The sequence below is a fragment of the Methylophilus glucosoxydans genome (genome assembly GCF_042676145.1).
Classification (GTDB): Bacteria; Pseudomonadota; Gammaproteobacteria; order Burkholderiales; family Methylophilaceae; genus Methylophilus; species Methylophilus glucosoxydans.
Genome location: NZ_JBHTJW010000002.1, coordinates 1,254,448 through 1,279,732 on the forward strand (window position 1 = coordinate 1,254,448; position 25,285 = coordinate 1,279,732).

The window sequence follows — 25,285 nt, forward strand, 5'->3', positions numbered from 1 at the left end:
CTGTGGTGAAATGTTCTGATTGTGTTCAAGAGTGTGATTATATCTTTGGTAATGTGACACCAATTTGACCTTGGTATTTGCCACCACGGTCTTTATAACTGGTTTCACAGACTTCATCAGACTCCAGGAACAGCACTTGTGCACAGCCTTCACCCGCATAAATCTTGGCTGGCAACGGTGTTGTGTTACTAAACTCCAGCGTTACATAGCCTTCCCACTCAGGTTCAAACGGTGTTACGTTGACAATAATGCCGCAGCGCGCGTAAGTAGACTTGCCAAGGCAAATCGTTAACACGGAACGCGGGATACGGAAATATTCGACCGTACGTGCCAGTGCAAACGAGTTGGGAGGAATGACGCAATAACCTTTGCCTGAGACCTCGACAAAAGACTGTGGGTCAAATGCCTTGGGGTCGACTATGGTGCTATTGATGTTGGTGAACACGCGGAATTCGTCCGCACAACGGATATCGTAGCCGTAAGAGGAGGTGCCGTAAGACACAATTTTTTGACCATTCACCTCGCGGACCAGCGTGGGCTCGAACGGCTCGATCATGCCGTGTTGTTCAGCCATCCTGCGTATCCATTTATCAGACTTAATGCTCATTACGATATCCAGTCATTTGCGTCATCAACGCATGCAATAAAGAGAAAAAAGCGGAGTTTAAACTCCGCTTTTAGTGAGTGCAAATAATAACAACAATTAGAGTTAAATTTGCAAATTTTTTTGGCTTTGAGGCGAATTAATCTACCGAGGAGGCATGAGCCCCCAAGGTTTACTTATCGCCGCCCAATTCAATGCTGTAGCGCCAGAATTGATCTTCCGCTTCAAAAATCACTTTGGACTCGATTGGATCGCGGCTACCGGCAGGGTACTGATGGACCGGACGCTTGTCTTCTGCCCAGGCTTTCACCACTGGATCCACCAGGCGCCATTGTGCTTCGGCTTCAGAAATATGCAGGTAGTTGGAGTTGTCACCTTGCATCAGGTTCAGCAGCAAGGCCTCGTAAGCATCTACGGAGTCGTCTGCGTCCCAACGGTTGGCTGCATCCAGCTGGATGGTACGGGTTTGTACATCCAGGCCAGGAATCTTGGACTGGATTTCGAGCTTGATGCACTCACGTGGCTGGATGCCGATGATGAGCCAGTTTTGGTCCTGGTCATTGATTTGCAATGGCGCTTTTTTGAAACGGATAGCAATACGGGTATCGGCTTCGTGCAGGCGCTTGGCGGTGCGGATGTAGAAAGGCACCCCTTTCCAGCGTGGGTTGTCAATAAACAGTTTCAAGGCAGCATAGGTTTCTACCACGCTGTCATTGTTGCCCAGTTCTTCGAGGTAGCCTGGCACTTTTTCGCCATTGATTTCACCGGCACTGTATTGCGCGCGGAAAGCATGCTTCTCGAGCTCGTTAACCGGAATCGGACGAATCTGTTCAAGCAACTTGATTTTAGCGTCGCGCACGCCTTCCGGTGACAGGTCTTTTGGCAGCTCCATGGCTGTCAGTGCCAAGGTTTGCAGAATATGGCTTTGCAACATGTCGCGCAGAGCACCTGTGCTGTCGTAGAACTGCGTACGGTCGCCTACACCCAGCATTTCGGTGTTGGTGATTTGCACGTGGTCAATGTACTGGTTGTTCCAGATCGGCTCTAACACGGTATTGGTAAAGCGTTGCAGCAAGATGTTTTGCAGCGCGGATTTGCCCAGGTAGTGGTCGATACGGTAAATCTGGCTTTCTTTCAGGTGCTTGGTGATGGCAGCCTGCAGTTCTTTGGCAGATGGCAGATCGGTACCGAATGGTTTTTCGATCACCACGCGGCGCCAGTATTTGTCTTCCTGAGTCAGGCCTACATTGGCCAGTGATTCAACGACTGGTGCAAAGTCTACCGGACGTACTGAGAGGAAGTAAGCCAGGTTCTGCGGAAATACTTTTTCGTCGCTCAGCGTGGCTTTCAGTTTGTTGAACGCGTCTGGGTCAGTCGGTGGGTTGGCATGGTAGAAGTTACGGGCGATAAAGCGCTCGAAGACTTTCTGGTCATACCCTTTTTTGAATTTGGAATCCAGCATGGATTTGATGTCTGCACGCCAGGCATCCAGATCAACCACTTGACGGCCAACGCCGATAATTTTCATGTCATCAGGCAGGCGGCCCAGCAGGTCTAGCCTGAACAAACCAGGATACAATTTTACGCGGGCAAGGTTGCCACTCGCGCCAAATAATACCAGGGTGCATGGATCAATTTTATTCGTCATTTCTAACCTTAAGATAAAAATGTAAACGGGAAAGGGCAGGCCTTTCCCATATGTTTATGACTAGCGTTAATAAGTTCTTAAACTTAGTCGTGTCAGCATGTGGCTATGAACAAATAAGCAAAAGCCTCTCATGATGAGAGGCTTATATCACTTACTTGGTTTTCACTGAGTGGCCACCGAATGCATTACGCATCAGTGACAGCAGCTTGTAGCTGTAGCCTTCTGAGTCTTGGCTTCTGAAACGTGCTTGCAATGCAGTGGTCAACACTGGCGCTGCCACACCTTGCTCAACCGCTTCAACCACGGTCCAGCGGCCTTCACCGGAGTCAGCAACGTATGGTGCAATTTCTTGCAGGCTTTGGTCTTGTTTGAGTGCTTCAGCCGTCAAGTCGAGCAACCAGCTGCGCACCACGGAACCATGACGCCACAGTTCAGTGATTTGTGCCAAGTCCAGGTTGAACTCTTCTTTACCTTTGATCAGGTCCAAACCTTCAGCAAAGGCTTGCATCATGCCGTATTCGATCCCGTTGTGGATCATTTTGGTGAAGTGACCAGAACCGACAGGACCAACGTGTGCCCAGCCGCGATCCGCGTGGGTCAATGCCTGTGCATATGGAGCCAATACATCAGCATATTGTTTTTCACCGCCGTACATCAGGCAGTAGCCGTTATCCAGGCCCCAAACGCCGCCGGAAGTACCACAGTCGATAAAGCCGATACCATGCTCGGCCAACATTGCGCCACGGCGCTGACTATGTTTGTAGTTTGAGTTGCCGCCATCGACGATGATGTCGCCTTTGTTCAGCATCGGGATCAAATCTTTGATTTGATTTTCGGTGATTTCGCCAGCGGGCAACATCAACCAAACAATTTTTTGGCCTTCGAGTTTGCTAACTGCATCCGCAACGGAGGTCGCTGCTTCCAGGCCTTCTTCTTTAACCAGTCTGTTAACGAATTCGGTGTTAAAGTCAAAACCAACCACGTTAATTTTGTGACGCAGCAAGCGAGCAGCCATGTTACCGCCCATTTTGCCCAAGCCAATCATTGCTAATTTCATTCGGATTTTCCTATGGTGTGAGGATAGTTTAAGAGACACCCATCTTTTGGATGGCATGAACCCGATCAGTGCTTCGGATAATTTTGCAGAATTATCATGTCGAGTCAGCTATAATTATAACAAATGCAGTCACGGTCTAAAAGGCTGCGCAAGCTTTTTTGTATTGTTTTTTACAGGTTTTCTATGTCTTTGAATGCTCAAACCCGTTGGCACACGTTTCAATCCCAGGAAGAAATCAACCAGGCAGCACTTAACAGAATTCTGGCTGCTGCTGACGCCGCCATTGCCAAACATGGCAGTTTTCTGATTGTACTGGCAGGCGGCAGTACACCCAAGGCGGTATATCAGTTGTTGGCAAAAGCTGATGCCGACTGGTCAAAATGGCATGTCTATCATAATGATGACCGTTGTTTGCCAGTCGATCATGTGGAGCGCAACAGCAAAATGGCGCGCGATGCCTGGTTAAGCCATGTGGCGATTCCTGAAAGTCAGATTCATGATATTCCGGCCGAGCTTGGCAATGTGGCTGGCGCGCTGGCTTATAGCGAGATCCTTAAAGGCGTGCGCACCTTTGATCTGGTGATTTTGGGGCTGGGTGAAGATGGGCATACTGCTAGTTTATTCCCAGGCCAGGCGGTTGATAACAGTGCTGATGCCGTGCCGGTGTTTAACTCGCCCAAACCGCCCGCGGATCGTATTACGATTAGCCAAAAGCGGCTGAACGATACGCATGAGGTCATGTTTCTGGTGACGGGTGCGGGCAAGCAGGAGGCGGTGGATAACTGGCGTAAAGGTGTAGCGATTCCGGCGACATTAATCCAGTCACCGAATGGCGTGGATGTGTATTGCTTTGGTGTGGTTTTGAGCTAAATCGTTTTAAGCTCCCGAGAACATAAAGGCCACGCAGAGAACGCTTTGTGGCTTTTTTTATCACCCTGTGCGTGCTGTCGCTAAGATGGTTTTTTATTTTGCTCGGCCAGTAACTGCTCGAGCAAGCCAATCTGCTGTTGCTGCAAGTCTATGAGTTCCTGCCACTGTTGCTCGCGCAAGCCATCCATTTTTTCATGCAGCAGCAAAATCTCCAATTCTGCTTTCAAATTCACTTCATAGTCATGCTCTGCATGTTTGCGGTCTATTTCTGCTTGCCGGTTCTGCGACATCAGGATGATGGGGGCTTGTATCGAGGCCAGCATAGACAAAAACAGATTGAGCAGAATATAAGGATAGGGGTCAAACGCACGGTCATATTTGAGCAAAATGACCGAGTTCAGCACGACCCAGGCGATCAGCACCAGAGCAAACACAAAAATAAACGTCCAGGAGCCGCCAAAACGAGCTACTGCATCGGCGGCCCGTTGAGCGGTGGTCATGCTACCGTCACTCTCATCTGCCGTATTGCGAGACACATGCCTGCGCTCGGTCAGGTGCCGGGCGACGCGCTGGGTGTGCGCGTCCATGGCGTCATAATCCTTGCCGATCAGCGTTTCTGCAATCTCATGTTCACTGGCGGTCATTGCAGTCTGTCGGCTTGATTGATTATGTATTTTGAATGACGATGTTGGGGAACTTGGCACTGTGGTCCAGGCTGGCAATGGCGATTTTGCTTGCTGCTTTGCGTGCAATTTCTTTATACGTTTTTGCAATGGCGCCATCCGGCATGGCGACTACGGTAGGCTGGCCACCGTCTGCTTGCATGCGGATATTGATATCCAGCGGCAAACTGCCGAGCAACTCCACGTTGTAGTCTTTAGCCATCAAGGCGCCGCCGCCTGCGCCAAAAATATGCTCTTCATGGCCGCAGTTGGAGCAGATATGCGTACTCATGTTCTCTACAATGCCTAAAATCGGGATGCCGACTTTTTCGAACATTTTCAGGCCCTTGCGCGCGTCGAGCAGGGCGATGTCTTGTGGGGTGGTGACGATAATCGCGCCGGTGACCGGAATTTTTTGTGCCAGAGTCAGCTGGATGTCCCCGGTGCCAGGAGGCAGGTCAATCACCAAATAATCCAGATCCTGCCAACGTGTATCGCGCAGCAATTGCTCCAGAGCGCCGGTCACCATCGGACCGCGCCACACCATGGGCGTGTCGGTATCGACCAGAAAGCCGATGCTCATGGCCTGGATGCCATGCGCACGCATCGGTTCTATGCTCTTGCCATCGGCGCTATCCGGGCGGCCGGAAATGCCTAGCATCTGTGGCTGGCTAGGCCCGTAAATATCCGCATCGAGCAAGCCGACGGTGGCGCCTTCAGCAGCCAAGGCCAGTGCCAGATTGACTGACGTGGTGGATTTGCCCACGCCGCCTTTACCAGACGCCACGGCAATCACGTTTTTCACGTTAGGCAGTAAGTTGACGCCGCGTTGCACGCTATGCGCCACAATGCGGCTGCCAACATTGACGGTGATTTTGCCAATGTCGGCAATGCTTTTTAATGCCTCGGTAATTTGTGCACGAATCAGGTCCAGTTGTGTCGCTGCAGGGTAGCCTAGCACCACATCCAGGCTGACATCATTGCCATTGACTTGTATATTTTTGATTGATTTGCTGCTGACAAAATCCTTGCCAGTATTAGGGTCTATGCTCAACTTGAGCGTGCTTTGAATCACAATATCGCTGATGGCCATGCCTTGAATTCCCGCAGAAATGCCTGACTAATTAAATCAGGAATTCTACTCCATCCCCCCTGATTCGTCATGCAATCTCTGCGTTGGTCGTGGCGGGCTGTGAGCGCGCACAGGAGCTATGGTCAGGATAGTGTTTTTGAAACGTCTCAAAGCAATGCGCCCAGCTCCACTGGCTGCGGGCCTGCTCGCGTATGGCCTCTTTATCCAGCGATGAACACTGCACAATAGCTTGCGCAAGATCTTGCGTAAAATCTTCGGCCAACATGCCTGAAAAGCCATGTTTGATCACATCTCTGGGGCCCGTCACATCAAATGCTGCGACGGGCAGGCCGTTGCACATGGCCTCTATCATCACAATGCCAAATGTATCGGTGCGGGAGGGGAAGGCAAACACATCATGCTGTGCATACAACGCCGCCAGTGCCTTGCCATATTGATAGCCGACAAAATTGACGCGCGGGTATTTTTGCTTAAGCTGGCTTAAATAAGGACCATCGCCAGCGATAGTAATATCAAACTGATCCTGATGCTCACATAGCGCATCCAGGTTTTTTTCACGGCTCACCCGGCCGACGTTCAACACGCGCAATTTTTGTCCGGCCACTGGCGGCTGCGCAACGCTCAATAACTGTTCTGAGACGCCCCGCGACCAAATCACCAGATGCTTGAATCCATGCGTCTGCAAGGTCTGGCGCATACTTTCGGTGGTGACAAAGGTGGCATGTGCACCCTGGTGAAACCAGCGTAAATAAGCATAGGTCCAGCGTGCGGGGATCCGCCACATTAATTCGAGGTACTCAGGAAAGCGCGTGTGATAGGAGGTCGTAAACGCAATCCCGCGCGATTTGCACCAGTGGCGCGCCACCAGGCCCATGACGCCCTCGGTGGCAATATGCAATTGTTTGGGCTGGATACGGTTAAGCGTACGCCATAAGCGAAAAGGTTGAATGTTTAGCTGAATTTCTGGATAAAACGGTAAAGGAATCCAGCGGTAAAGACTGGGATGCAATACCCGAAACCGCAAGTTGCGTGATTTGGCCACCCGCCGCAGGTTTTTATAGGTCGTAGACACGCCATTGGTTTGCTGAAAAGTGTCCGTCACAATCAACATCGTCATCACACAAGCTCCGCAACAAGGTGCCATGATCATGCCAAGCCTGCATGACGGGTTTATGAACATCTCGCTTTAAAGCTGCGATAACCATTGTCCAACTGATCATCCCTGCACACATGCTTCATGGGTGTTAAGCTCGCTGTAAGTTTTGACCATGCCCCGGTAAGTTAAGCGTAAGGCTGGCTTGCTAAGGTAAGCACATCGACGACAGCCGCACACCAGCCGCTAAAAGTCTCGGTAATAAAAGCTTTTGATTCAGTTAAACAATAATTCTGGAGAACACGCATGAACAAACTACTTGCACTCACTTTGCTGGCTATCAGCTACACCCACCACGCTAATGCAGACACTTTGCTACAAACTGTGGATCAAGAAGGCGACTTCAAAACCTTTTTGCAAGCCGTGAAGACCGCTGGCCTGGAAAGTACGCTGAACGAAAAAGGCCCGATCACCCTGTTTGCCCCTAACGATGCTGCCTTTGCCAAGTTGCCTAAAGCAAAACTTAAAGCGTTAATGGCTAACCCAGCCGAGCTCAAAAAAGTGCTCAGCTACCATATCTATCCAGGCAAAATTACCTCGGCAGACGTGAGCGCTGGCAAGGTTAAATCGCTAGAAGGCGCAGATTTGAAACTCACAGTGGGTGATGGCGTGAAAGTGGAAAACGTCAAAGTCATTGGTGATGAAATCAATGCTGATAACGGTGTGATCCATACCATGAGTGCGGTGCTGATTCCAAAAGGTTAAACCGATTTCATGCAAGGCACCCTGTCTTCAAGCAGCCTCGGGTTAAGCTAAAGGCAGGGTTTTCAATCAGGCTGTTATATGTCACCCTATAGACCAGATTAATGCATATTGGATCGCAATAATTGGTCTTGTCGTCTGCAACATGAGCATGTGATGACATGCCTCATGTTGCATTGCTTTATCTTATATCAAAGCATGCACCTCAAATCGAATTAGAATCTTACCGAGAGTTTGCCCATCACAGCGGCAACTTTTCTCATTGCTTGCGTGTTTCGCGGTTACTTGCTCTATCTTGCCAAGGTGCTAAGGAGACATGGTTTGATCAATATTCAAGACAGTCCGTCGCATGCCCTGCCATTACCAGCAGTACTAGATACCTTTGATACCCAAAAAACAGGCTTATCCAGCGCTGTTGCCATGGCACGTTTGCGCATGGTTGGTGAGAATCGATTGCCCCAGCCCAGCGCAAAGTCAATGTGGCTCCGGTTAGCCTTGCAATTTCATAATCCACTTATTTACGTTTTGATGGTGGCGGGCATTGCTACTTTTACGCTGCATGATTATGTGGATGCAGGGGTGATTGCGGCGGTGATCATAATTAATGCACTGATCGGCTTTGTGCAGGAGGGAAAGGCTGAGGAAGCGCTAAAAGCAGTGCGCTCGTTAATGGCAACGCGGGCAAAAGTGTTGCGTGATGGGCAGCAAGCAGACATAGACGCCAGTCTATTGGTGCCTGGAGATGTGGTGATATTGGAGCCCGGTGATCTCGTGCCTGCAGACTTGCGACTGATGCAGGTGAAAAATTGCTTTGTCATGGAAGCCGCGCTAACAGGTGAGTCTGTCCCTGTTGAAAAAAATATAGACATTGTTGCGGTGGAGGCGCCTGTTGCAGACCGCCTTTGTATGGCCTATTCCAGTACATTGGTCACCGCGGGGTATGCGCATGGCGTTGTGGTAGCCACGGGCAAACAGACCGAAATCGGCAAAATCGGCACCATGGTCAGCGATGAGCAAAGCTTAGAGACGCCATTAACCCGTCGCCTGGGCCTGTTTGCAAAACAAGTGACGCTGCTTATTTTAATCATCGGCGTCTTCTCTTTTGCCTTTGGTTATTGGGTGAGACAGATGCCATTGCTGGACTTATTTGTAGCCGTGGTGGGCTTGGTGGTGGCAGCCATTCCAGAGGGCTTGCCTGCGATTGTGGCTATCGTGCTTGCCATTGGAACGCGGGTAATGGCGAAAAACAAGGCAATTGTCCGTCGACTGGCCGCAGTAGAAACACTGGGTTCCGTGACCGTGATCTGTTCTGATAAAACGGGGACGCTCACCTGTAATCAAATGACTGCGGAGACGGTCATCTTGCCAGAGCAAACGCTCAACGTATCTGGCCTGGGCTACGCCCCTAAAGGCGACTTTTTTAAAAATGGCGAGTGGCTTGATGTGACTCTTGCCCATGACCTACAGAGTTTGCTCATGTGCGCCACGCTGTGTAACGATGCGGGGGTTGAGCAAAACGAGGAGGGCGCCTGGGAGCTGATAGGCGACCCTACAGAAGGCGCACTGCAAACGCTCGCCGCTAAAGCCGGCGTAGACAAACTGAACTTGCATCAACGCTACCCCAGGCTGGATTGCATACCGTTTGAGTCTGAGCATCAATACATGGCGACTTTGCATCACAGTCAGAAGGGTGAAGGTGTGGTGTTGCTCAAAGGCGCACCAGAAACTGTACTGGCGCATTGTCAGCGCGATCTGTCAGGTCCGCTGGATCTTGAGCGTTGGGAAGCACGCATGGCAGAAGCTGCCAAACGCGGAGAACGCGTGCTGGCGTTAGCCAGACGCATCCTGCCCACGAATAGCACCACATTGTCGATGGCTGCGATGGATGACAATTTTGAACTGCTTGGCATGGTGTGCATGCTGGATCCTCCGCGTGCGGAAGCGATGGCAGCCGTCGCAGAGTGCCAGGCCGCCGGGTTGCGTGTGGTGATGATCACGGGCGACCATGCCATCACTGCCAGTGCCATCGCCAAACAGATAGGTTTGAATGCCAGTGCCATCCTTTCTGGCGAACAGATAGAAAAAATGGATGATGCTGAGCTTCGCGAACAGATGAAAACGGTGGATGTGATTTCCAGAGCATCGCCGCAACACAAATTGCGCCTGGTGAAAGCGTTGCAATCGCTTGGCGAGTTGGTTGCCATGACCGGCGATGGGGTCAATGACGCGCCTGCGATCAAGGTCGCTGATATTGGGGTGGCGATGGGTAATAAAGGCACTGCCGCTGCCCGCGAAGCGGCTGATCTGGTGTTAACCGACGACAACTTTGCCACCATCAGCAACGCAGTCAAAGAAGGGAGAGTGGTACTCGATAATATCAAAAAGTCGATGTTGTTTATTTTGCCGACCGATGTTGCGGAAGCCGGGGTCATTCTACTTGCCATCCTTGGCGGATTATCATTGCCCATCACAGCTAGTCAGATTTTATGGATCAATACTGTCACAGCCGTGACGTTTTCGCTTGCCATTGCCTTTGAGCGGCCTGAACGCGGTGTGATGCAAAGGCCGCCCAGATTGCCCACAGAACCCCTGATTACCAAGCTGTTTGCAACAAGAATTATTATTGTCAGCGCCCTGCTCATGGCATTCACTTTTACAGCCTTTGAGTGGGAGTTATTGCGTGGGCACAGTTTGGCGATGTCTAGAACAACTGCCGTCAATATGCTGATCCTGTGCCAGATGGCTTATTTATTCAATGTTAAATACTTTACGCATTCATCCATGCGGATTTCAGCCTTCATCGAGAATCGAATCACTTTAGTCGTTTGTGGCGTGATGATCGTCTTGCAAGCTTTATTTACTTATTCGCCGTGGATGCAATCGGTGTTCAGTACTGAACCTATTGATGTTGCTAGCTGGTTATTTATTCTGGCCTTCGCCATCTTGATGTTTTTAGTGATTGAGCTGGAAAAAGCGGTGTTGCGTACTTTTAAGGTGCAAGTCATATAGCAAGTGCAAGGCAGAAGGAGGGAATAAATCAGTTTTTAGGGGTGACCTCGGCAGCCATTTCAGCTTCTTCATCAGCAGGAATGACCAGAATAGGTTTGGAGGAGTGGTCACTGATCCAGGTTTGATGGGTTTGGTTGGCGCTTGCGGACAAGCTAAAACCTAAAAATGAGAGCGGGTCACAAATCAATGCTCTTATTTTGCTGGCGTGTTCGCCTATGCCTCCTGTAAACACCAATGCATCAATGCCGCCTGCTTTCGCGGCATAACTTCCTATCATGGCACGCACGCTACAGGCAAAGTAATCCAGCGCAAATTTTGCAGCAGGGCTATCGCTGTCCAGCAGCGTTTGCATGTCGCTGCTTTCGCCATTGGAGAGGGCGTGCAGGCCACTTTGGTGAAAAATCAAATCCTCCAGTTGCCCGCTGTTCAACTGATTTGCGAGTGCCAGCATCACGCCGGGATCAAGGTCGCCACTACGCGTCGCCATCGGGATGCCGCCCGCTGTGCTATAGCCCATACTGGTATCCACTGATTGCAGGTTTTCAAGGAGGCAGACACTGCATCCGCTGCCAAGATGGGCCACAACGATACGGCCTTGCGTGATCGTATGGTCCAGCAATCCAGGTAGCTGCTTGGCGATATGCGCATAATTCAAGCCATGAAAGCCAAATCGACGTAGCTGCGCTGATTCGGGGATGGCGTAGCGGTATGCCAATGCAGGCAGGTTGTAATGAAAACCGTTGTCAAAACATGCCCACTGCGACAGTCGGGGGTGGGCAGAATAGTGAGTTGCACAAAGCCTGACCCCCAACAAGTTGAGTGGGAGATGTAAGGGTGCGAACGAAATCAGTTTTTCAAGACGATCTTGTTCTTCCACTGTCAGTAAACGCGCCGTGTCCTCAATATGGCCGCCAAACACAAAACGGTGCGCGATACGGGTTGGGCGGGCAGCCCCCAACTCTGCAAAAAGCTGTTTAAATGCAGACTCAAAGCCCTCTATGACGGGAAGGTTTGGGTCGATACGATAATGGTAATTCTGGCGGGCTTTGTCGGATGCAAAGTAGGCCGCTTTGAGGCTGGACGAGCCACAGTTGATCACCAGTAAAGACTGGTCATCATTCAACATGTTTTGTGTGTTTACTTCTGCCATTGCCACTCATCCTCTTCAGGCATATCCACGCCATGCTCATAGGCGTATTCACAGCAGGCGAGCTGGCGGTTCAGGAGTTCCTCTTGCACATGGGCACCGATATTGCGTAGGCCGGGGATACGGTAAATGGCCTCAATCGCCAGGCTGAAACGGTCAATCTTATTCTGGATGGCCAGTTCCAGCGGTGTGTTGATACTGCCTTTTTCGCGATAGCCCCTCACGTGCAGGTTGGCGTGATTGGCGCGCCGGTAAGTGAGCCTGTGAATCAGGTAGGGGTAGCCGTGGAAATTGAACAAGATGGGTTTGTCCGTGGTAAACAGGCGGTCAAACTCCTTATCGGATAAGCCATGCGGATGCTCGCTATCCGGTGTCAATTTATATAAATCGACGACATTGATAAAACGGATTTTGAGCGCAGGGAAGTGGTGCATGAGCAGCTGGGTGGCCGCAAGCGCTTCCTTGGTAGGAATGTCACCCGCACATGCCATAATCAAGTCGGGTTCGCTGCCCGCGTCGCTGCTGGCCCAGTCCCAAATCCCCAGCCCTTTTGTACAATGGATAGTCGCACTTTCAATATCCAGATACTGAAGGTGTTTTTGTTTGTCGCAGACAATCACATTAATGTAATCTGTGCTGCGCAAACAGTGGTCAGCCACAGAGAGCAGGCAGTTGGCATCGGGGGGTAAATAAATACGGGTAATTTCCGGACTTTTGTTAACCACAAGGTCTAGAAAGCCTGGGTCTTGATGCGTGAAACCATTATGATCTTGTCGCCAGACAGTAGAAGTAATCAATAAATTCAAAGAAGAAACCGGCACACGCCAACTGACTTTTTTTGACATATCCAGCCATTTGGCATGCTGATTGAACATAGAGTCGATCACATGTACGAATGACTCATAAGTGGATAAGAAACCATGCCTGCCTGTTAGCAGGTAACCTTCCAGCCAACCTTCTAGCGTGTGCTCAGACAAATACTCCATGACTTTGCCATCTGCCGCCAGCTCGCCACCATCGTCATCCTCAGGCAATCTATCAGCCAGCCAGGTCTTTTTACTGGCGGTGTACACGTCTTGCAGCTTGTTCGAGCTGGTTTCATCAGGCCCAAATACGCGAAAATTGTTGGGGTTGGCCGATAGCACGTCGCGCAGCATGCAACCCAGCGGTTGCGTATTGGAGTGGAGGGCACCTTCTGCCCGTGATGCCATGACCGCATACTGGCGGTAGTCTGGTAAAGCCAGCGGTTGGCGTAACAGTCCGCCATTGGCATGCGGATTGGCACTCATGCGACTGGTGCCGCGAGGGGCTAACTCAGCCAGCTCAGGCAATAGGCGCCCCTCTGCATCAAATAAGCTTTCAGGTTGATAGCTGCGCAACCACGATTCCAATTGCGCAAGATGCTCAGGGTTCTCTGCAGGTTTGCTGATTGGCACTTGATGCGCGCGCCAGCTGTTTTCCACTTGATGCCCATCCACCGTTTTGGGGCCAGTCCAGCCTTTGGGGCTGCGTAACACAATCATTGGCCAGCGAGGGCGGCTGGTATCATTTTTGGTTCTCGCGTTTTGCTGGATATCCTTAATTGACTTAATAGAGGTTTCAAGGGCTTGCGCCATCTCCTGATGCATGCGCTCGGGATCATTCCCCTCCACAAAAATAGGTGTCCAGCCATAGCCCTTGAGCAACTCTTCCAGTTCCTGGTGTGATATCCGCGCCAATACGGTGGGATTGTTAATTTTGTAGCCATTGAGATGCAATACCGGTAACACCGCCCCATCTCGAATAGGGTTTAGGAACTTGTTTGAATGCCATGCGGTGGCTAAGGGGCCAGTCTCCGCCTCACCATCACCGACCATCACAGCGACCAATAAATCCGGATGATCGAACGCAGCCCCAAAGGCATGCGAAAGGCTATACCCCAGTTCACCGCCTTCATGAATGGAACCCGGCAATTCAGGCGTGCAATGGCTGCCAAATCCACCCGGGAAAGAAAAGTCTTTAAACAAATTGCGCATACCGAGTTCAGTTTGCGCTTTGTCGGGATAAATTTCGCTGCAAGTGCCTTCCAAATAGACGGGCGCCAGTACACCGGGTGCGCCGTGCCCGGGACCGGCGATAAAAATCGCATTCAAATCATATTTTTTGATCATGCGATTGATGTGGATATAAGTAAAACTCAATCCTGGACTGGAACCCCAATGGCCTAATGGACGTTGCTTGATATGACAAGCTTCCAGCGGTTTTTTTAACAGCGGGTTTTCCTGCAAGTAAATCATCCCCGCAGCCAAATAATTACACGCCGACCAATAACGATTGATGCATTTCAGCTCATGCTCGTCCATTAAAACCATGTGTTTAGACATATGCGCAACCCTCTCGTTTTCACTGATCATTTGAGTAGTATGTCACTCACCATGGCAAATGGTTTGGTATAAATCAAAAGAAAGTATTTTGGAGTAGGAATGCAGGCGCTTATGTTGCGCCGCAGGTGCGAAGATTAACGGCGTGCAGCGGGGTCAGAGTAAAAGTGAGATTTTTCTACTTTTACTTTGCCCAATTATTCTAAGATTTATCTGTTCGTCGCTCACGTAACGAGGAGGTGGAACTTTATGAAGGCTAAAGATTTTGAACAGCAGTTTGATGACGGGGTTGATATCACTGCTGCGCTGGATTTATCAAAAGCAACACGCGTCATGCAAGCGCAAAAAAGGGTGAATGTCGATTTTCCTACATGGATGATTGAGTCGCTTGACCGAGAGGCGTTACGGCTGGGCGTGACCAGGCTCAATTATTAAAGTATGGCTTGCTGAGCGTCTTGAAAAGTCATGCTAAACACTTTCAAACGAGTCTGCCCCCTTGCTCGAGTCTATCCCTCTGAGATTTGTTTGATCAAGGCTTATGCAAGTGAATAGTCATTTTATTCATTCAACCCCTCCAGTTTTTTAGGCTGAAATTCATAACTCAACGTCACGAAAGCCGATCGCGGCGCACCTGTTCCTAGAAAGCTTGCTCCTTGCCAATCAGCACTGTTGTAGTTAAAACCACTTTCCCCAATGACCCCGCGAATAGATGGTGAGAAAGCGTTGAGTCCCAAACGCCCTGCGCTCGCATACTGTTCGTTAAATAAATTATTGACACGCAAACCTAGCGTCCATTCAGGGCTGATTTTGTAGGTGGTGTTGAGATTAAATACCGCATAACCATCTGTCTTACCTTCACCAAAGTCAGCACGCTGGACCGTACAGACGGTATTACCGTTATTACAAAATGGCCCGGTGATGGGTGATGCAGGTCCGGCGCGGTGTTTATTATTTTCATTACCACGAATAAATGCCTCAGAATGCACAACCGCATTCAGGCCTACGCGCCAGTTACTGGTAATGTCGTAAGCGAAATTTGCGTTAAGGTTATGTAATGCAACACCTGGCATGCGATCGCCAGGACTCACAGTGATTTGTTGATAAGTCCCTACACCTGTCTGGCTATTAATATCGTAAACATTGCCAGCACTACTGTTATGCGCACTTGCAAGCTTAAATCTAGACTGAAAGGTTGCATCTGTCAGCGCATAGTTCACCCCCCAAGTGGCCTTACCCCATTTACCCTTGAGGCCCATTTCAAGACCTTGCCGGCGGGTATCGCCAATATTCTGGAAATAACTGGCGGTCGCATTCACCGCAACAAAATAAATATCATCTGTGAGGTCGGTACGATAAAGCGCAGCGTTCCATTCAATATTGTCAGTTAATTGACCACGGGCACCAATTTCGAAACTGGTTGATCGAACCTGCTTGAGATAAGGGTCGCCAGAGAGGGCTCCAGGTAGATTACATACCCGCTGTTCGGCCAAAGAACGTGGGCGACCATCTGAGAGAGGTGTGGGGTCATAAGCACAACCCAATTCGATGACGGTAGGTGTGCGGGCACCGCGCCCCATGTTGGCATAAACATTCAAATCATCGCGCGCTTGCCATGTCGCACCGATTGAAGGGTTAAAAGAACGATATTTAAACTTCTCTACTTCTGGCGGACGCAATGCAGCAGTATTTTGTCCAAATTGATCTATATTTGCCAATGATTCATTGAATAAAACAATATAGTCATCCAACCCGTTGGGGCATTCATTTGCATCTACAATGCCATCATTGTCAGTATCTGGGCAAAGCGCTGGAAGATTTAGGATATTAAGAATACGGTTGATATCACCGAACGAACTTAATCGATTAACCGCTAAGGCATTATTCACATAGGTACGGTTGTAACGTGCAGAGAAAGTGAAGTTAAGTTTTTCTGTAGGGGACCATGTTTCACTTAAATACAAACTTTTAGTGAGCGAATCGCCCGTAAAATCATTGAGCGGAAAACCACGTTCTGGACTATTCGCAAAATACTCCCAACCCAATAAATTAGGTGCCACATAGCCACGCCGATTTGCATCTAGCAGCCCCAAATACTGCTTGCTGTAGTAATCACTATCAGATTTATCTAGAGAAGCACCCACCATAAACTTATGCTTGTCTAGATTCCAGTTAAACTGTAATGAAGCCCCTTTACCCAGCTGCTCTACTTCTGTATCAGTAAAAATGGCGGTAGGGGTGCCCTCAATGTACCCGGTTTCGGTTCCGCCTCCAGCGCCGAATTTGCCATCACGAGCAATACCCTGCCCATTGGCACCTACTACAACAGGGGAGAATGTTGGAAATTGCCCCACTCCAGTAATACCATCGATAGGTGTCCCTGCTACGTTAGCAGTATTAACTGTAGTTAACTCCCAATAATCATGATAAAAGCCATCTGCATCCGTGTAGGCACCCAATATTATCCCGCCCACATCCCTGTTTACTCCAGTGTATTGGAATGAAGGGCTCCCGGTACCAGCATGCACACCGCTTGAGACTGTCCCCGTTGAGTTATTTGTAGCAACAATCACACCTCTATTTTCAAATTGCTCTCTAACTAGCGCGGCATACTCTGGTGTCACGGCAGCATTAAAAGCATCTGGAACGTTTGACTTTTCACCAAAGTTATCCGAGTCTTTTCGGGGGTCATAAATCCAGTTCCATACTTTTGTTCCAGAACCATCCAAAGCGTCCACTTGCTTCTGATCGGTTACGAATTGTTTATTACCGTTAGCATCCACATAACTGGCTTGTTCTGCAAAACTTGTTCCGCGGACAAGGTCATCAGCACATCCTGTAGATAAATCAGTACATTCTGCTGTACCAATAATATTGTTTGAACCATCCCTAACATAAGCCAATGCTATGTTATTAGCACTTGCTGCGATGTTATAGGCATAGTTATTGTAATCAGGCAGACCATCATTATTCACGTCAGGAAGACCCGGAAGTATTTGCCGGTTGTTGTCACGAACAGTTGCTTTTGCCGGCCCCTGAGAAGCGCCGCCAAAGTTCTCGTTAATGTCCGACATGTGACTAATACGTTTACTTTTGCGGTTATAAATTTGGGCAGAAATATTGAATGTGTCGGTGACATCCCAAATACCACTTAACTGGAACTGGAAGAGATCATTTTTACTTTCATCGGGCGAGGTATACACCTGCTTAGGATTTTGATCGACCATTTGTTGCGGCAAAAGACCATTACCGGTTAATTTATTACCCGCGTATAGCCCAGAAAAACTTATTTTTGCCCGCTCACTTTGCCATTCAGCCTTACCAAACACCTGATTAACCTTACTTGGTGAATTATCTCGCCAGCCATCTTCGAGAAAGAAGTTACCAGAAACAAAGCCAGCGACTACGCCATTATTATTACCTGCTGAAATCTGTAATTGTTTGCGACCAAATGACCCTGCCAGCACTTCGGCGTCCAGCGTTTTGCCATCAAACCCGCTCTTTGTACGCATCGTTAATGCGCCACCTAGTGTCCCCAATCCATAAATTGGGTTTGAGCCTGGAATCATTTCCAAAGATGACAAAGCATTCATGGGAATCATGTCCCAGTTCACCACATCTCCAAACGGCTCGTTGACACGGATGCCATCCAAAAATACTGAAATCCCTTGAGCAGTGCCTATTTGCGGTGAGGCCGTAAAACCACGGTACTGCAAGTCCATCTGAAATGGATTGCTTTGATAGTCATTGACTGTGACGGATTGCAGCTTTTGGTTCATCAAGTCAGTGATTGTTAGGGTATGCGCCTCTTTAATATCTTTGGCTGTCAGAGATTGCACATTGCCAGGAATCTCTTCTTTCGTCAGTGCCAAACCAGGCATGGGGCCCACCTCGTAAAACTTCTTGGCGCGCACTTCGACTTTATCCAAATCAAGGCTGGTTTTTTCGTCTTTTAGCTCTTTGGCTGTTTTAGCTGAGGGTTGAATATAAAGGGTTGATTGGTTAAATTTGGCTTCAAGATTGCTGTTTGCCAACAATTTTTTAAATAGCTCTTTTGTCAGCATGGTACCGCTGATGGCGGGCGCTTTTTTGCCATCGACTAAAGCGTCATTGAATGTGATGTTGATACCAAGTTTTGTGCTGATGGCTTTTAAAGAGGCTGCTAGCGGCTGGCTAGGCAGATCGATTGAGATTGTGCGTGTAAAGAGTATTTCTTCTTCGGGTTGTGGCAGTTTGGTATTAAGTTCTGCTGCCCATAAAGGGTTGATCCAGGCAGGCTGGCTGCTAAAGCAGGCGGCGATGGCTGCGCCCAGAATCAATTTTTTTGGTGTATGCATCTGACTTCCCCGTTACTTTTTGGCTTGTTATTGCCTTAATGCATGGGGAGTCAAAACCCTGATATGTTGATTGCAAAAAAATGTAATGATGTACGCTTGGTTTATTTGGCTACGGGGTACGTTTCTAGTTGAATACCTTCTGGGCTGCGGTGCACGCGGACATTTGCGATACGGGGCAGGGTGGCGATAAAGCTGTTGCTGTCTTTAATGGCGACCACGGCGCTGATTTTTTCGCTGGAACGATCATCGCTGGTGACTGGTTGTTGCTGGTAGCGCGAGAGGGTTTCGGCGATTTCTGACAGCGATGCCTGATTAAATACCAAGGTGCCGCTAATAAAGCGGAAATAGTCCTGGGCGCTCACTTGTGGGCGAGCTTGTAGGCCGTGCTGGTTAATTTCAGCGACCTGGTTATTTTGCAGAATCAGCCCTTGCTGGTCTTGCTTGTCGAGCACTTGTACCTTGCCGTGATCGACACTCACACGCTCAAGTTGTTTGAGCTTGTTAACGGCAAAGCGCGTGCCCAGCACGGTGACTTTCAGGCGCTGGGTTTCTACCACAAAGGGGCGGTCGCGGTCTGGTTGCACTTCAAACACGGCTTCGCCTTGCAGCAGGTCAATGTGGCGCTGGTTGCGGTAGTACTTGATCTCGATGCGTGAGTTGGCGTTGAGTGTGACGAGGCTGCCATCGTCCAGCGTTTGCGTGGTGAGTTGGGCGGTAGTGGTCTGCGCGGCGAGTTGTAGCGTGGGCGTGCTTTGCCAAACCTGATACTGGTGTAGGCCTGCCCAGCCTATGCACAGCGCCGCGACCACGCCGGCCACCGTGCCTGCCAGTTTTTGCCTCGATTTTCTGCGCTCGCTTTGTTTGAAAAAAACATCGGCCTGTTTGGCCTGCGCCATGGTTTGCAGGTCGCCTATGGAGTCTATGCCTTGCCAGGCGTCGCTGATGCTTGCATATTCCTGCTGGTGTAATGGGTGTTGCATCAGCCAGGCCTCAAACTGGCTACGCTCAGGCGCATCGGGCGCTGCCTCTTGCATGCGGATAAACCAACGGGCAGCGGTTTCCGATATTTTTTTGTGAGCTGACATGCGCTTATTTGAGAAACTGCTCACGGGCCGCGCGCAGGTCTAGCAAAGCGCGGATCAGATGCCGTTCGACCATATTCAGGCTGATGTGCATCTGCTCGGCGATGTCTTTTTGCGCGTAGCCTTCAATGCGGTACATGATAAACACCTGGCGGCATTTGGGCGGCAGGTCCTGAATGATTTGGGTCACGAGTTCCAAGCGCTGTTTGATATCAGCCAGGTGCTCAGCTGACACCGTGACAGGCTCTTCAAGCTCTGCCTGTTGCTGATAGTTAGCAAAGTAGCTGTCTTTGCGGTATTGCTCCAGAATCAGGTTTTGCACGATGGTCCGCAGGTAGGCATGTGGTTCCTGGTTGCGGTGTGGGCTAGTGGTCAGGGCGAAACGTAAAAAGCCATCATGCAAAATATCTTTTGCATGATGCGGGCAAAGCGTTTTGCGACGGATGCCAGGAAGCAACGTCGTATATGCCCAATGTAGATTGATACCATGCCAGAACATGCGATACGCGATAAGGGGTTTTATAAACGGCAAAACACACGCAAAGATTGTTCCTGAATAAATATTGGGTAGGCTGGTGGCGGTAAATACTTGTTTCGCCTGCAAATTTAATGATAGTAGTCAGAAGATGGTTATGATTTTAATTTGGTTGTAATCAGCCAGGTTGGCTTTAATAAACCAATCTGGTGCGGGCGCGGTGTTGGCTTGTATCAAATATCTGGCCAGGAATCGCTGAAGTGTCTTATGGTTTGCTAAAATAGCGCTTTTACTTGAAACCCTGTTGTCATGACACGCAAAATTCTGGTCACTTCTGCACTCCCTTATGCCAATGGCAGTATTCATTTAGGTCATTTGGTAGAGTATATCCAAACCGATATCTGGGTGCGTTTCCAGAAGATGCAGGGGCACACTGTGCATTACGTGTGTGCGGACGACACCCATGGCACGCCTATCATGCTGCGTGCGGAAAAAGAAGGCATCACACCCGAAGCGCTCATTGAGAAAGTGCATGCCGAGCACAGCCAGGACTTTGCGGATTTTCTGGTGCAGTTTGATAACTACTATTCCACCAACTCGCAAGAAAACCGCGAACTGGCCTCTGGCATTTACAAAGCGCTCAAGGCCAACGGCAAAATCGCCAGCAAAACCATAGAGCAATATTTTGACCCGGTGAAAAGCATGTTTTTGCCGGATCGCTTTATCAAAGGCGAGTGCCCCAAGTGCCACGCCAAAGACCAGTATGGCGATAACTGTGAAGTGTGCGGCGCAACTTACAGCCCGACTGACCTGATTAATCCATTCTCGGCAGTGTCCGGGGCAACGCCAGTGCGTAAGGAAACCGAGCATTACTTTTTCAAACTGAGCGAGTGCGCTGACTTTTTGCGTGACTGGACCCGATCCGGCACCTTGCAAGCCGAAGCGGCCAATAAGATGAGTGAGTGGGTGGGCGAGGTGGGGGAGAACAAACTCTCTGACTGGGATATTTCGCGCGATGCGCCTTATTTTGGCTTTGAAATCCCGGATGCGCCAGGCAAGTATTTTTATGTCTGGCTGGATGCGCCAATTGGCTACATGGCCAGCTTCAAAAATCTGTGTGCCAAAGCTGGTTTGGACTTTGATGAGTACTGGAAAAAGGATTCTTCGACCGAGCTGTATCACTTTATCGGCAAGGATATCCTGTATTTTCATGCCTTGTTCTGGCCAGCCACGCTGGAATATTCCGGTCACCGCACGCCTACGCAGGTGTTTGCGCATGGCTTTTTGACTGTGAACGGCGAAAAAATGTCCAAGTCGCGCGGCACGTTTATCACGGCGCGTAGCTACTTGGAACATGTCAAAAATCCTGAATACTTGCGCTACTACTATGCCGCTAAACTGAATGGCAGCATGGAGGATATCGATCTCAACCTGGAAGATTTTGTTGCCCGGGTGAATAGTGATCTGGTGGGTAAATATATCAATATCGCCAGCCGTACGGCAGGGTTTATCGCCAAGAAGTTTAATAATCAGGTCATTCCGGCGCAGCATGCTGTGATTGATGAAATGCGCGCCGCCGCGCCTGTGATTGCCGAAGCCTATGCTGCGCGTGATTTTGCGCGTGCTTTGCGTGAAATCATGAAGCTGACCGATGCGGCGAATGGCTATGTCGCCGAAGCGGCGCCGTGGGTGGTGGCTAAAGACGAAAGCAAGGCGGCTGAGCTGCATACCATTTGCAGTAATGCGCTGGAAATGTTCCGTCTGTTGACCATTTATCTGAAGCCGGTGTTACCAAATATCGCCAGTGCGGTGGAGGCTTTCTTGAACGTGCCAGCCTTGCAGTGGTCACATGTGAACCAAGGTCTGGCTGCGCAAACGATCCAGGCATATAGTCATATGGTGACGCGTTTGGAGGCCAAGCAAATCGAAGCCATGGTCGAAGCAAATAAAGAAAGCCTGCAAGCGGCAGCGACTGCCAAACCTGAAGTAAAGGTAGAAGCGAAAGTCGAAGCCAAGGCGGCAGAAGAGGGGGCGTATATTTCGATTGATGACTTTGGCAAGGTGGATTTGCGGATTGCCAAAATTGTCAGCGCCGAGCACGTAGAGGGTGCAGAGAAGTTACTCAAGCTGCAACTCGATATTGGCGAAGAGAAGCCGCGTCAGGTGTTTGCCGGTATCAAGTCCGCTTATGACCCGGCGACGCTGGTGGGGCGGCTGACTGTGATGGTGGCTAACCTGGCACCACGCAAAATGAAGTTTGGCATGAGTGAGGGCATGGTGTTGGCCGCCAGCGATGAGCGTGGTGGGCCTTATATCCTCTCACCTGACAGTGGTGCGCAAGCGGGGATGCGTGTGAAATAATGGTTGCATGCGCATCAGGCGGTTTTCTTGGGCTGTCATGGACGCGATGTTTGCGCCAAATCAACAAAGAGAAGATCGTTTGCTGCTTTAATGACAGCTTGAAAAGTTCGCTAACACATTGATTTATATTATATTCAATCATATAATATAAAGTTATAGATTGTTTCACGGATGCTCCATCACCCAATGGCAACCCCTTTAGCAGTGAGCAGTGCAAATCCCTGGCAGGGGCTGGATGTCCAGTCCGAGTGGGAGCGGTTTAGTCAGCGTGATGCTTCTGCCAACGAGGTGTGGACCTCGCATGTCTGGGTTGATAGCATGCATTGTGCCGCCTGCAGTGGTCGCATTGAGCAGGCATTGAAACAAATGCGTGGTGTGCTGGCTGTGCATGCCAGTGCCGCTTCCAAGCGCGTCCGTGTGGTATGGGATGCGCATCAAACCTCCCCCTCGCAATGGTTTGCCGGTCTTAACGAGATTGGCTACCCAGCGCTTCCGCTTAACGAATACAACGCCATCAGCGACAGAACTGTGCAGCAGCGCAAGATGCTGTGGCGCCTGGTGGTCGCCGTCTTCTGCATGATGCAGGTCATGATGTATGCCTATCCGACTTATTGGACCGGCAGTAATGACATGGCCCCTGATATGGTGCAGTTGATGAAGTGGGCGTCATGGGTGCTGACACTGCCCGTGATGCTGTTTTCTGCGACGCCGTTTCTCTCCCAGGCCTGGAACAGTCTCAAACAACGCCAGTTAGGCATGGATGTGCCGGTGTCACTGGGCATACTGGCTGCCTTTATCATGAGTACGCTGGCCACGTTTGTGCCGGGTGGCTGGTGGGGCGATGTGGTCTATTACGATTCTCTGACCATGTTTGTCAGCTTTTTGCTGGTTGGCCGCTGGCTGGATGTGAAGCTGCGCAACCGCACGGCAGGCGCGCTGGAAAACATGATGCGTCGCTTGCCACATGCGGTTCTCAAGAAGAATGAAGCAGGCGAGTGGGTGCAAATCGCCGCCAGCAATATCAATTTAGGTGATGTGCTATATGTGCGCCCTGGCGAAGTGTTTGCCGCCGACGGCAAGGTGCTGGTCGGCAATACCAGTGCCGATGAATCCATGCTGACAGGTGAGTCGGACCCGGTGTTGAAACCTGCCGGCGCGACTGTGATTGCCGGTTCGGGTAACCTGACTTCGGCGATTGAAATGCAGGTGGAGCAAGTGGGTGAGGGTACGCAGTATCATGCGCTGGTGAACCTGATGGCCTCTGCTTCAACCGAGAAACCTGGCATCGCCTTGCTGGCTGATAAAGTGGCGCAACCCTTCTTGTGGGGCGTGCTGCTGGCCGCGCTGTATGCCCTGGTTTTCTGGTGGACCACCGATCCGGCCAAAGCGATTATGTCAGCAGTGGCGGTGCTGGTGGTGACTTGCCCTTGTGCCTTGTCGCTGGCAACGCCTGCCGCCATGCTGGCCAGTGCGGGTACCTTTGCCAAAGGCGGGGTGCTGATCCGCCGTCTGCAGGCGATTCAGGCCCTCAGCGAAATTGACACCATTGTATTTGATAAAACCGGAACCCTGACCGAGAGCTTGCAAGAGGTCAGCGCGGTCGAAATGGCCGCCGGGCAAGATCATCAGTGGCTGCTGGATGTGATTGCCAGCATGAGCCGTGATTCCCTGCATCCGGTGGCGCAGGCCTTGCATGGATTTGCTACCCGGCAAGACGCGAGTGACCAGCTGGAGATGCAGGACTGGCAAGAAATTGTGGGGGGTGGCATGTCTGCGACCTTGATCACACAGTCTGGTGATTCCATGCCATTAAAATTGGGCAATGCTGAATTTTGCGGGATCACGGTCAAGCCGGAACACGAGGCGTTGCGAGTGGTCTATCTGGCTAGCAATGGCCAAATGTTGGCAACATTGGCGTTGTCTGAGCAAGTGAAGCCACACGCCAAGGCGGCTGTTTCACAATTAATTGCATCCGGGCTTGATATTCAACTGTTATCTGGTGATAGAATAGCGGCCGTTAAAAACCTTGCATCACAACTGGGTATCCAGCGAGCAGCAGGGTTACAAAAAGCAGAAGATAAGCTGCAGCATGTCAAGCAGCTGCAACAACAGGGGCGGAAAGTGTTGATGGTAGGTGATGGTTTGAATGACGGCCCTGTCATTGCAGCAGCGCATACTTCTATTGCAATGGGTTCCGGCGTCCCTTTGACGCAGGCACAGGCCGATATGGTAGTGTTGGGCAATGATATCGGCGTGCTGGTTTCGCTCATTTCACACTGCAAAAAAACCATCCTCATCGTAAAACAGAATTTGTTGTGGGCGGCGTTGTATAACGCGGCCGGGGTGCCTTTGGCGATTATGGGGCTGTTGCCTGCCTGGTTAGCCGGGTTGGGGATGGCGGCCAGTTCGTTGCTGGTACTGTTAAATGCATTGCGATTGACCGACTGGGATAAGTCGGCCTGGCAGAAAGGTTAGGCATCGCTCAATGGAAATTGCATACTTACTGATCCCACTGGCAGTGTTGCTGGTGTTTGTGATTTTGGGTGGCTTGTGGTGGGCCATTCAAACCGGGCAATTTGAAGACCTTGAGGAAGAGGGGTCCAGAATTCTCGAGCAGGATTAGGAATTCTCAAGCAGGAACGGGGATTCTTAAGCAGTATTGATGTGAGTCAAATCAAATTTGTGACATCTCTGAGAATATCAGGGTGAACAACTAGAAGTTTTTTTA

18 protein-coding genes are annotated in these 25,285 nt (G+C 50.2%); 7 read left to right on the plus strand and 11 right to left on the minus strand.

Annotated features, from left to right (window positions below):
* Positions 1-37 precede the first annotated feature (37 nt).
* From dcd to gnd, 3 genes are all read right to left on the minus strand, one after another.
* Positions 38-607: a dCTP deaminase gene (dcd, locus tag ACFQ1T_RS08715; RefSeq protein WP_275355635.1), complete on the minus strand. Its 570-nt coding sequence runs from the start codon at positions 605-607 to the stop codon at positions 38-40.
* Between the two features lie 169 nt (positions 608-776).
* Positions 777-2,252 (minus strand): glucose-6-phosphate dehydrogenase, encoded by a 1,476-nt coding sequence (gene zwf, locus ACFQ1T_RS08720; RefSeq protein WP_379075725.1) that lies wholly within the window; start codon positions 2,250-2,252, stop codon positions 777-779.
* 151 nt (positions 2,253-2,403) lie between these two features.
* Positions 2,404-3,309 (minus strand): phosphogluconate dehydrogenase (NAD(+)-dependent, decarboxylating), encoded by a 906-nt coding sequence (gene gnd, locus ACFQ1T_RS08725; RefSeq protein WP_194747997.1) that lies wholly within the window; start codon positions 3,307-3,309, stop codon positions 2,404-2,406.
* 183 nt (positions 3,310-3,492) lie between these two features.
* Here gnd and pgl point away from each other — a divergent pair, with 183 nt between their 5' ends.
* Positions 3,493-4,179, plus strand: a complete 687-nt coding sequence (gene pgl / locus ACFQ1T_RS08730) for a 6-phosphogluconolactonase (RefSeq protein WP_379075729.1) — start codon at positions 3,493-3,495, stop codon at positions 4,177-4,179.
* Positions 4,180-4,259: 80 nt separating this feature from the next.
* Here pgl and ACFQ1T_RS08735 read toward each other — a convergent pair whose 3' ends face one another.
* The 3 genes from ACFQ1T_RS08735 to ACFQ1T_RS08745 form a co-directional block, all read right to left on the minus strand.
* Complete coding sequence (locus ACFQ1T_RS08735) at positions 4,260-4,823, minus strand: DUF1003 domain-containing protein (RefSeq protein WP_313988113.1); 564 nt, start codon at positions 4,821-4,823, stop codon at positions 4,260-4,262.
* A 22-nt stretch (positions 4,824-4,845) separates the two neighbouring features.
* Complete coding sequence (gene apbC / locus ACFQ1T_RS08740; protein ID WP_275355630.1) at positions 4,846-5,934, minus strand: iron-sulfur cluster carrier protein ApbC; 1,089 nt, start codon at positions 5,932-5,934, stop codon at positions 4,846-4,848.
* A gap of 67 nt (positions 5,935-6,001) precedes the next feature.
* Positions 6,002-7,051, minus strand: coding sequence for a glycosyltransferase family 4 protein (locus ACFQ1T_RS08745; RefSeq protein ID WP_379075733.1), 1,050 nt, complete (start codon positions 7,049-7,051; stop codon positions 6,002-6,004).
* A 282-nt stretch (positions 7,052-7,333) separates the two neighbouring features.
* On the opposite strand from ACFQ1T_RS08745, the gene ACFQ1T_RS08750 reads away from it, so the two are divergent.
* Both ACFQ1T_RS08750 and ACFQ1T_RS08755 read left to right on the plus strand, forming a co-directional pair.
* Complete coding sequence (locus ACFQ1T_RS08750; protein WP_379075736.1) at positions 7,334-7,792, plus strand: fasciclin domain-containing protein; 459 nt, start codon at positions 7,334-7,336, stop codon at positions 7,790-7,792.
* Positions 7,793-8,110: 318 nt separating this feature from the next.
* Positions 8,111-10,798, plus strand: a complete 2,688-nt coding sequence (locus ACFQ1T_RS08755) for a cation-translocating P-type ATPase (RefSeq protein ID WP_379075739.1) — start codon at positions 8,111-8,113, stop codon at positions 10,796-10,798.
* A 28-nt stretch (positions 10,799-10,826) separates the two neighbouring features.
* Here ACFQ1T_RS08755 and ACFQ1T_RS08760 read toward each other — a convergent pair whose 3' ends face one another.
* Both ACFQ1T_RS08760 and ACFQ1T_RS08765 read right to left on the minus strand, forming a co-directional pair.
* Entirely contained in the window at positions 10,827-11,948 is a 1,122-nt protein-coding gene (locus ACFQ1T_RS08760) for an acetate/propionate family kinase (protein ID WP_379075742.1), read from the minus strand.
* Complete coding sequence (locus ACFQ1T_RS08765) at positions 11,936-14,308, minus strand: phosphoketolase family protein (protein ID WP_379075745.1); 2,373 nt, start codon at positions 14,306-14,308, stop codon at positions 11,936-11,938. The genes ACFQ1T_RS08760 and ACFQ1T_RS08765 overlap by 13 nt, the downstream gene beginning before the upstream one ends.
* A 246-nt stretch (positions 14,309-14,554) precedes the next feature.
* On the opposite strand from ACFQ1T_RS08765, the gene brnA reads away from it, so the two are divergent.
* Positions 14,555-14,740 carry a type II toxin-antitoxin system BrnA family antitoxin gene (brnA, locus tag ACFQ1T_RS08770; protein WP_379075748.1) on the plus strand — a complete coding sequence of 62 codons (186 nt, stop codon included), beginning with the start codon at positions 14,555-14,557 and terminating at the stop codon, positions 14,738-14,740.
* A 122-nt stretch (positions 14,741-14,862) separates the two neighbouring features.
* Here brnA and ACFQ1T_RS08775 read toward each other — a convergent pair whose 3' ends face one another.
* The 3 genes from ACFQ1T_RS08775 to ACFQ1T_RS08785 form a co-directional block, all read right to left on the minus strand.
* Positions 14,863-18,639, minus strand: coding sequence for a TonB-dependent receptor domain-containing protein (locus tag ACFQ1T_RS08775; protein ID WP_379075751.1), 3,777 nt, complete (start codon positions 18,637-18,639; stop codon positions 14,863-14,865).
* A 101-nt stretch (positions 18,640-18,740) separates the two neighbouring features.
* Positions 18,741-19,724, minus strand: coding sequence for a FecR family protein (locus ACFQ1T_RS08780; protein ID WP_379075754.1), 984 nt, complete (start codon positions 19,722-19,724; stop codon positions 18,741-18,743).
* Positions 19,725-19,728: 4 nt separating this feature from the next.
* Positions 19,729-20,220, minus strand: coding sequence for an RNA polymerase sigma factor (locus tag ACFQ1T_RS08785; protein ID WP_379075757.1), 492 nt, complete (start codon positions 20,218-20,220; stop codon positions 19,729-19,731).
* 285 nt (positions 20,221-20,505) lie between these two features.
* On the opposite strand from ACFQ1T_RS08785, the gene metG reads away from it, so the two are divergent.
* The 3 genes from metG to ccoS all read left to right on the plus strand — a co-directional run bounded on the left by metG (position 20,506) and on the right by ccoS (position 25,180).
* Positions 20,506-22,557: a methionine--tRNA ligase gene (gene metG, locus ACFQ1T_RS08790; protein WP_379075760.1), complete on the plus strand. Its 2,052-nt coding sequence runs from the start codon at positions 20,506-20,508 to the stop codon at positions 22,555-22,557.
* Between the two features lie 186 nt (positions 22,558-22,743).
* Positions 22,744-25,032: a heavy metal translocating P-type ATPase gene (locus ACFQ1T_RS08795; protein WP_379075763.1), complete on the plus strand. Its 2,289-nt coding sequence runs from the start codon at positions 22,744-22,746 to the stop codon at positions 25,030-25,032.
* A gap of 10 nt (positions 25,033-25,042) precedes the next feature.
* On the plus strand, positions 25,043-25,180 hold the full coding sequence (ccoS, locus tag ACFQ1T_RS08800; protein WP_194747968.1) for a cbb3-type cytochrome oxidase assembly protein CcoS: 138 nt from the start codon (positions 25,043-25,045) through the stop codon (positions 25,178-25,180).
* The last annotated feature ends 105 nt before the right edge of the window (positions 25,181-25,285 follow it).

Bases quoted from the DNA above. Each gene is read 5' to 3' on its own strand.
- ACFQ1T_RS08785 (WP_379075757.1), bottom strand. From the start codon at position 20,220: ATGTTCTGGCATGGTATCAATCTACATTGGGCATATACGACGTTGCTT.
- ccoS (WP_194747968.1), top strand. From the start codon at position 25,043: ATGGAAATTGCATACTTACTGATCCCACTGGCAGTGTTGCTGGTGTTT.
- ACFQ1T_RS08780 (WP_379075754.1), bottom strand. From the start codon at position 19,724: ATGTCAGCTCACAAAAAAATATCGGAAACCGCTGCCCGTTGGTTTATC.
- apbC (WP_275355630.1), bottom strand. From the start codon at position 5,934: ATGGCCATCAGCGATATTGTGATTCAAAGCACGCTCAAGTTGAGCATA.
- brnA (WP_379075748.1), top strand. From the start codon at position 14,555: ATGAAGGCTAAAGATTTTGAACAGCAGTTTGATGACGGGGTTGATATC.
- dcd (WP_275355635.1), bottom strand. From the start codon at position 607: ATGAGCATTAAGTCTGATAAATGGATACGCAGGATGGCTGAACAACAC.
- ACFQ1T_RS08760 (WP_379075742.1), bottom strand. From the start codon at position 11,948: ATGGCAGAAGTAAACACACAAAACATGTTGAATGATGACCAGTCTTTA.
- ACFQ1T_RS08750 (WP_379075736.1), top strand. From the start codon at position 7,334: ATGAACAAACTACTTGCACTCACTTTGCTGGCTATCAGCTACACCCAC.
- ACFQ1T_RS08775 (WP_379075751.1), bottom strand. From the start codon at position 18,639: ATGCATACACCAAAAAAATTGATTCTGGGCGCAGCCATCGCCGCCTGC.
- gnd (WP_194747997.1), bottom strand. From the start codon at position 3,309: ATGAAATTAGCAATGATTGGCTTGGGCAAAATGGGCGGTAACATGGCT.
- pgl (WP_379075729.1), top strand. From the start codon at position 3,493: ATGTCTTTGAATGCTCAAACCCGTTGGCACACGTTTCAATCCCAGGAA.
- ACFQ1T_RS08765 (WP_379075745.1), bottom strand. From the start codon at position 14,308: ATGTCTAAACACATGGTTTTAATGGACGAGCATGAGCTGAAATGCATC.
- ACFQ1T_RS08795 (WP_379075763.1), top strand. From the start codon at position 22,744: ATGGCAACCCCTTTAGCAGTGAGCAGTGCAAATCCCTGGCAGGGGCTG.
- ACFQ1T_RS08735 (WP_313988113.1), bottom strand. From the start codon at position 4,823: ATGACCGCCAGTGAACATGAGATTGCAGAAACGCTGATCGGCAAGGAT.
- zwf (WP_379075725.1), bottom strand. From the start codon at position 2,252: ATGACGAATAAAATTGATCCATGCACCCTGGTATTATTTGGCGCGAGT.
- ACFQ1T_RS08745 (WP_379075733.1), bottom strand. From the start codon at position 7,051: ATGACGATGTTGATTGTGACGGACACTTTTCAGCAAACCAATGGCGTG.
- metG (WP_379075760.1), top strand. From the start codon at position 20,506: ATGACACGCAAAATTCTGGTCACTTCTGCACTCCCTTATGCCAATGGC.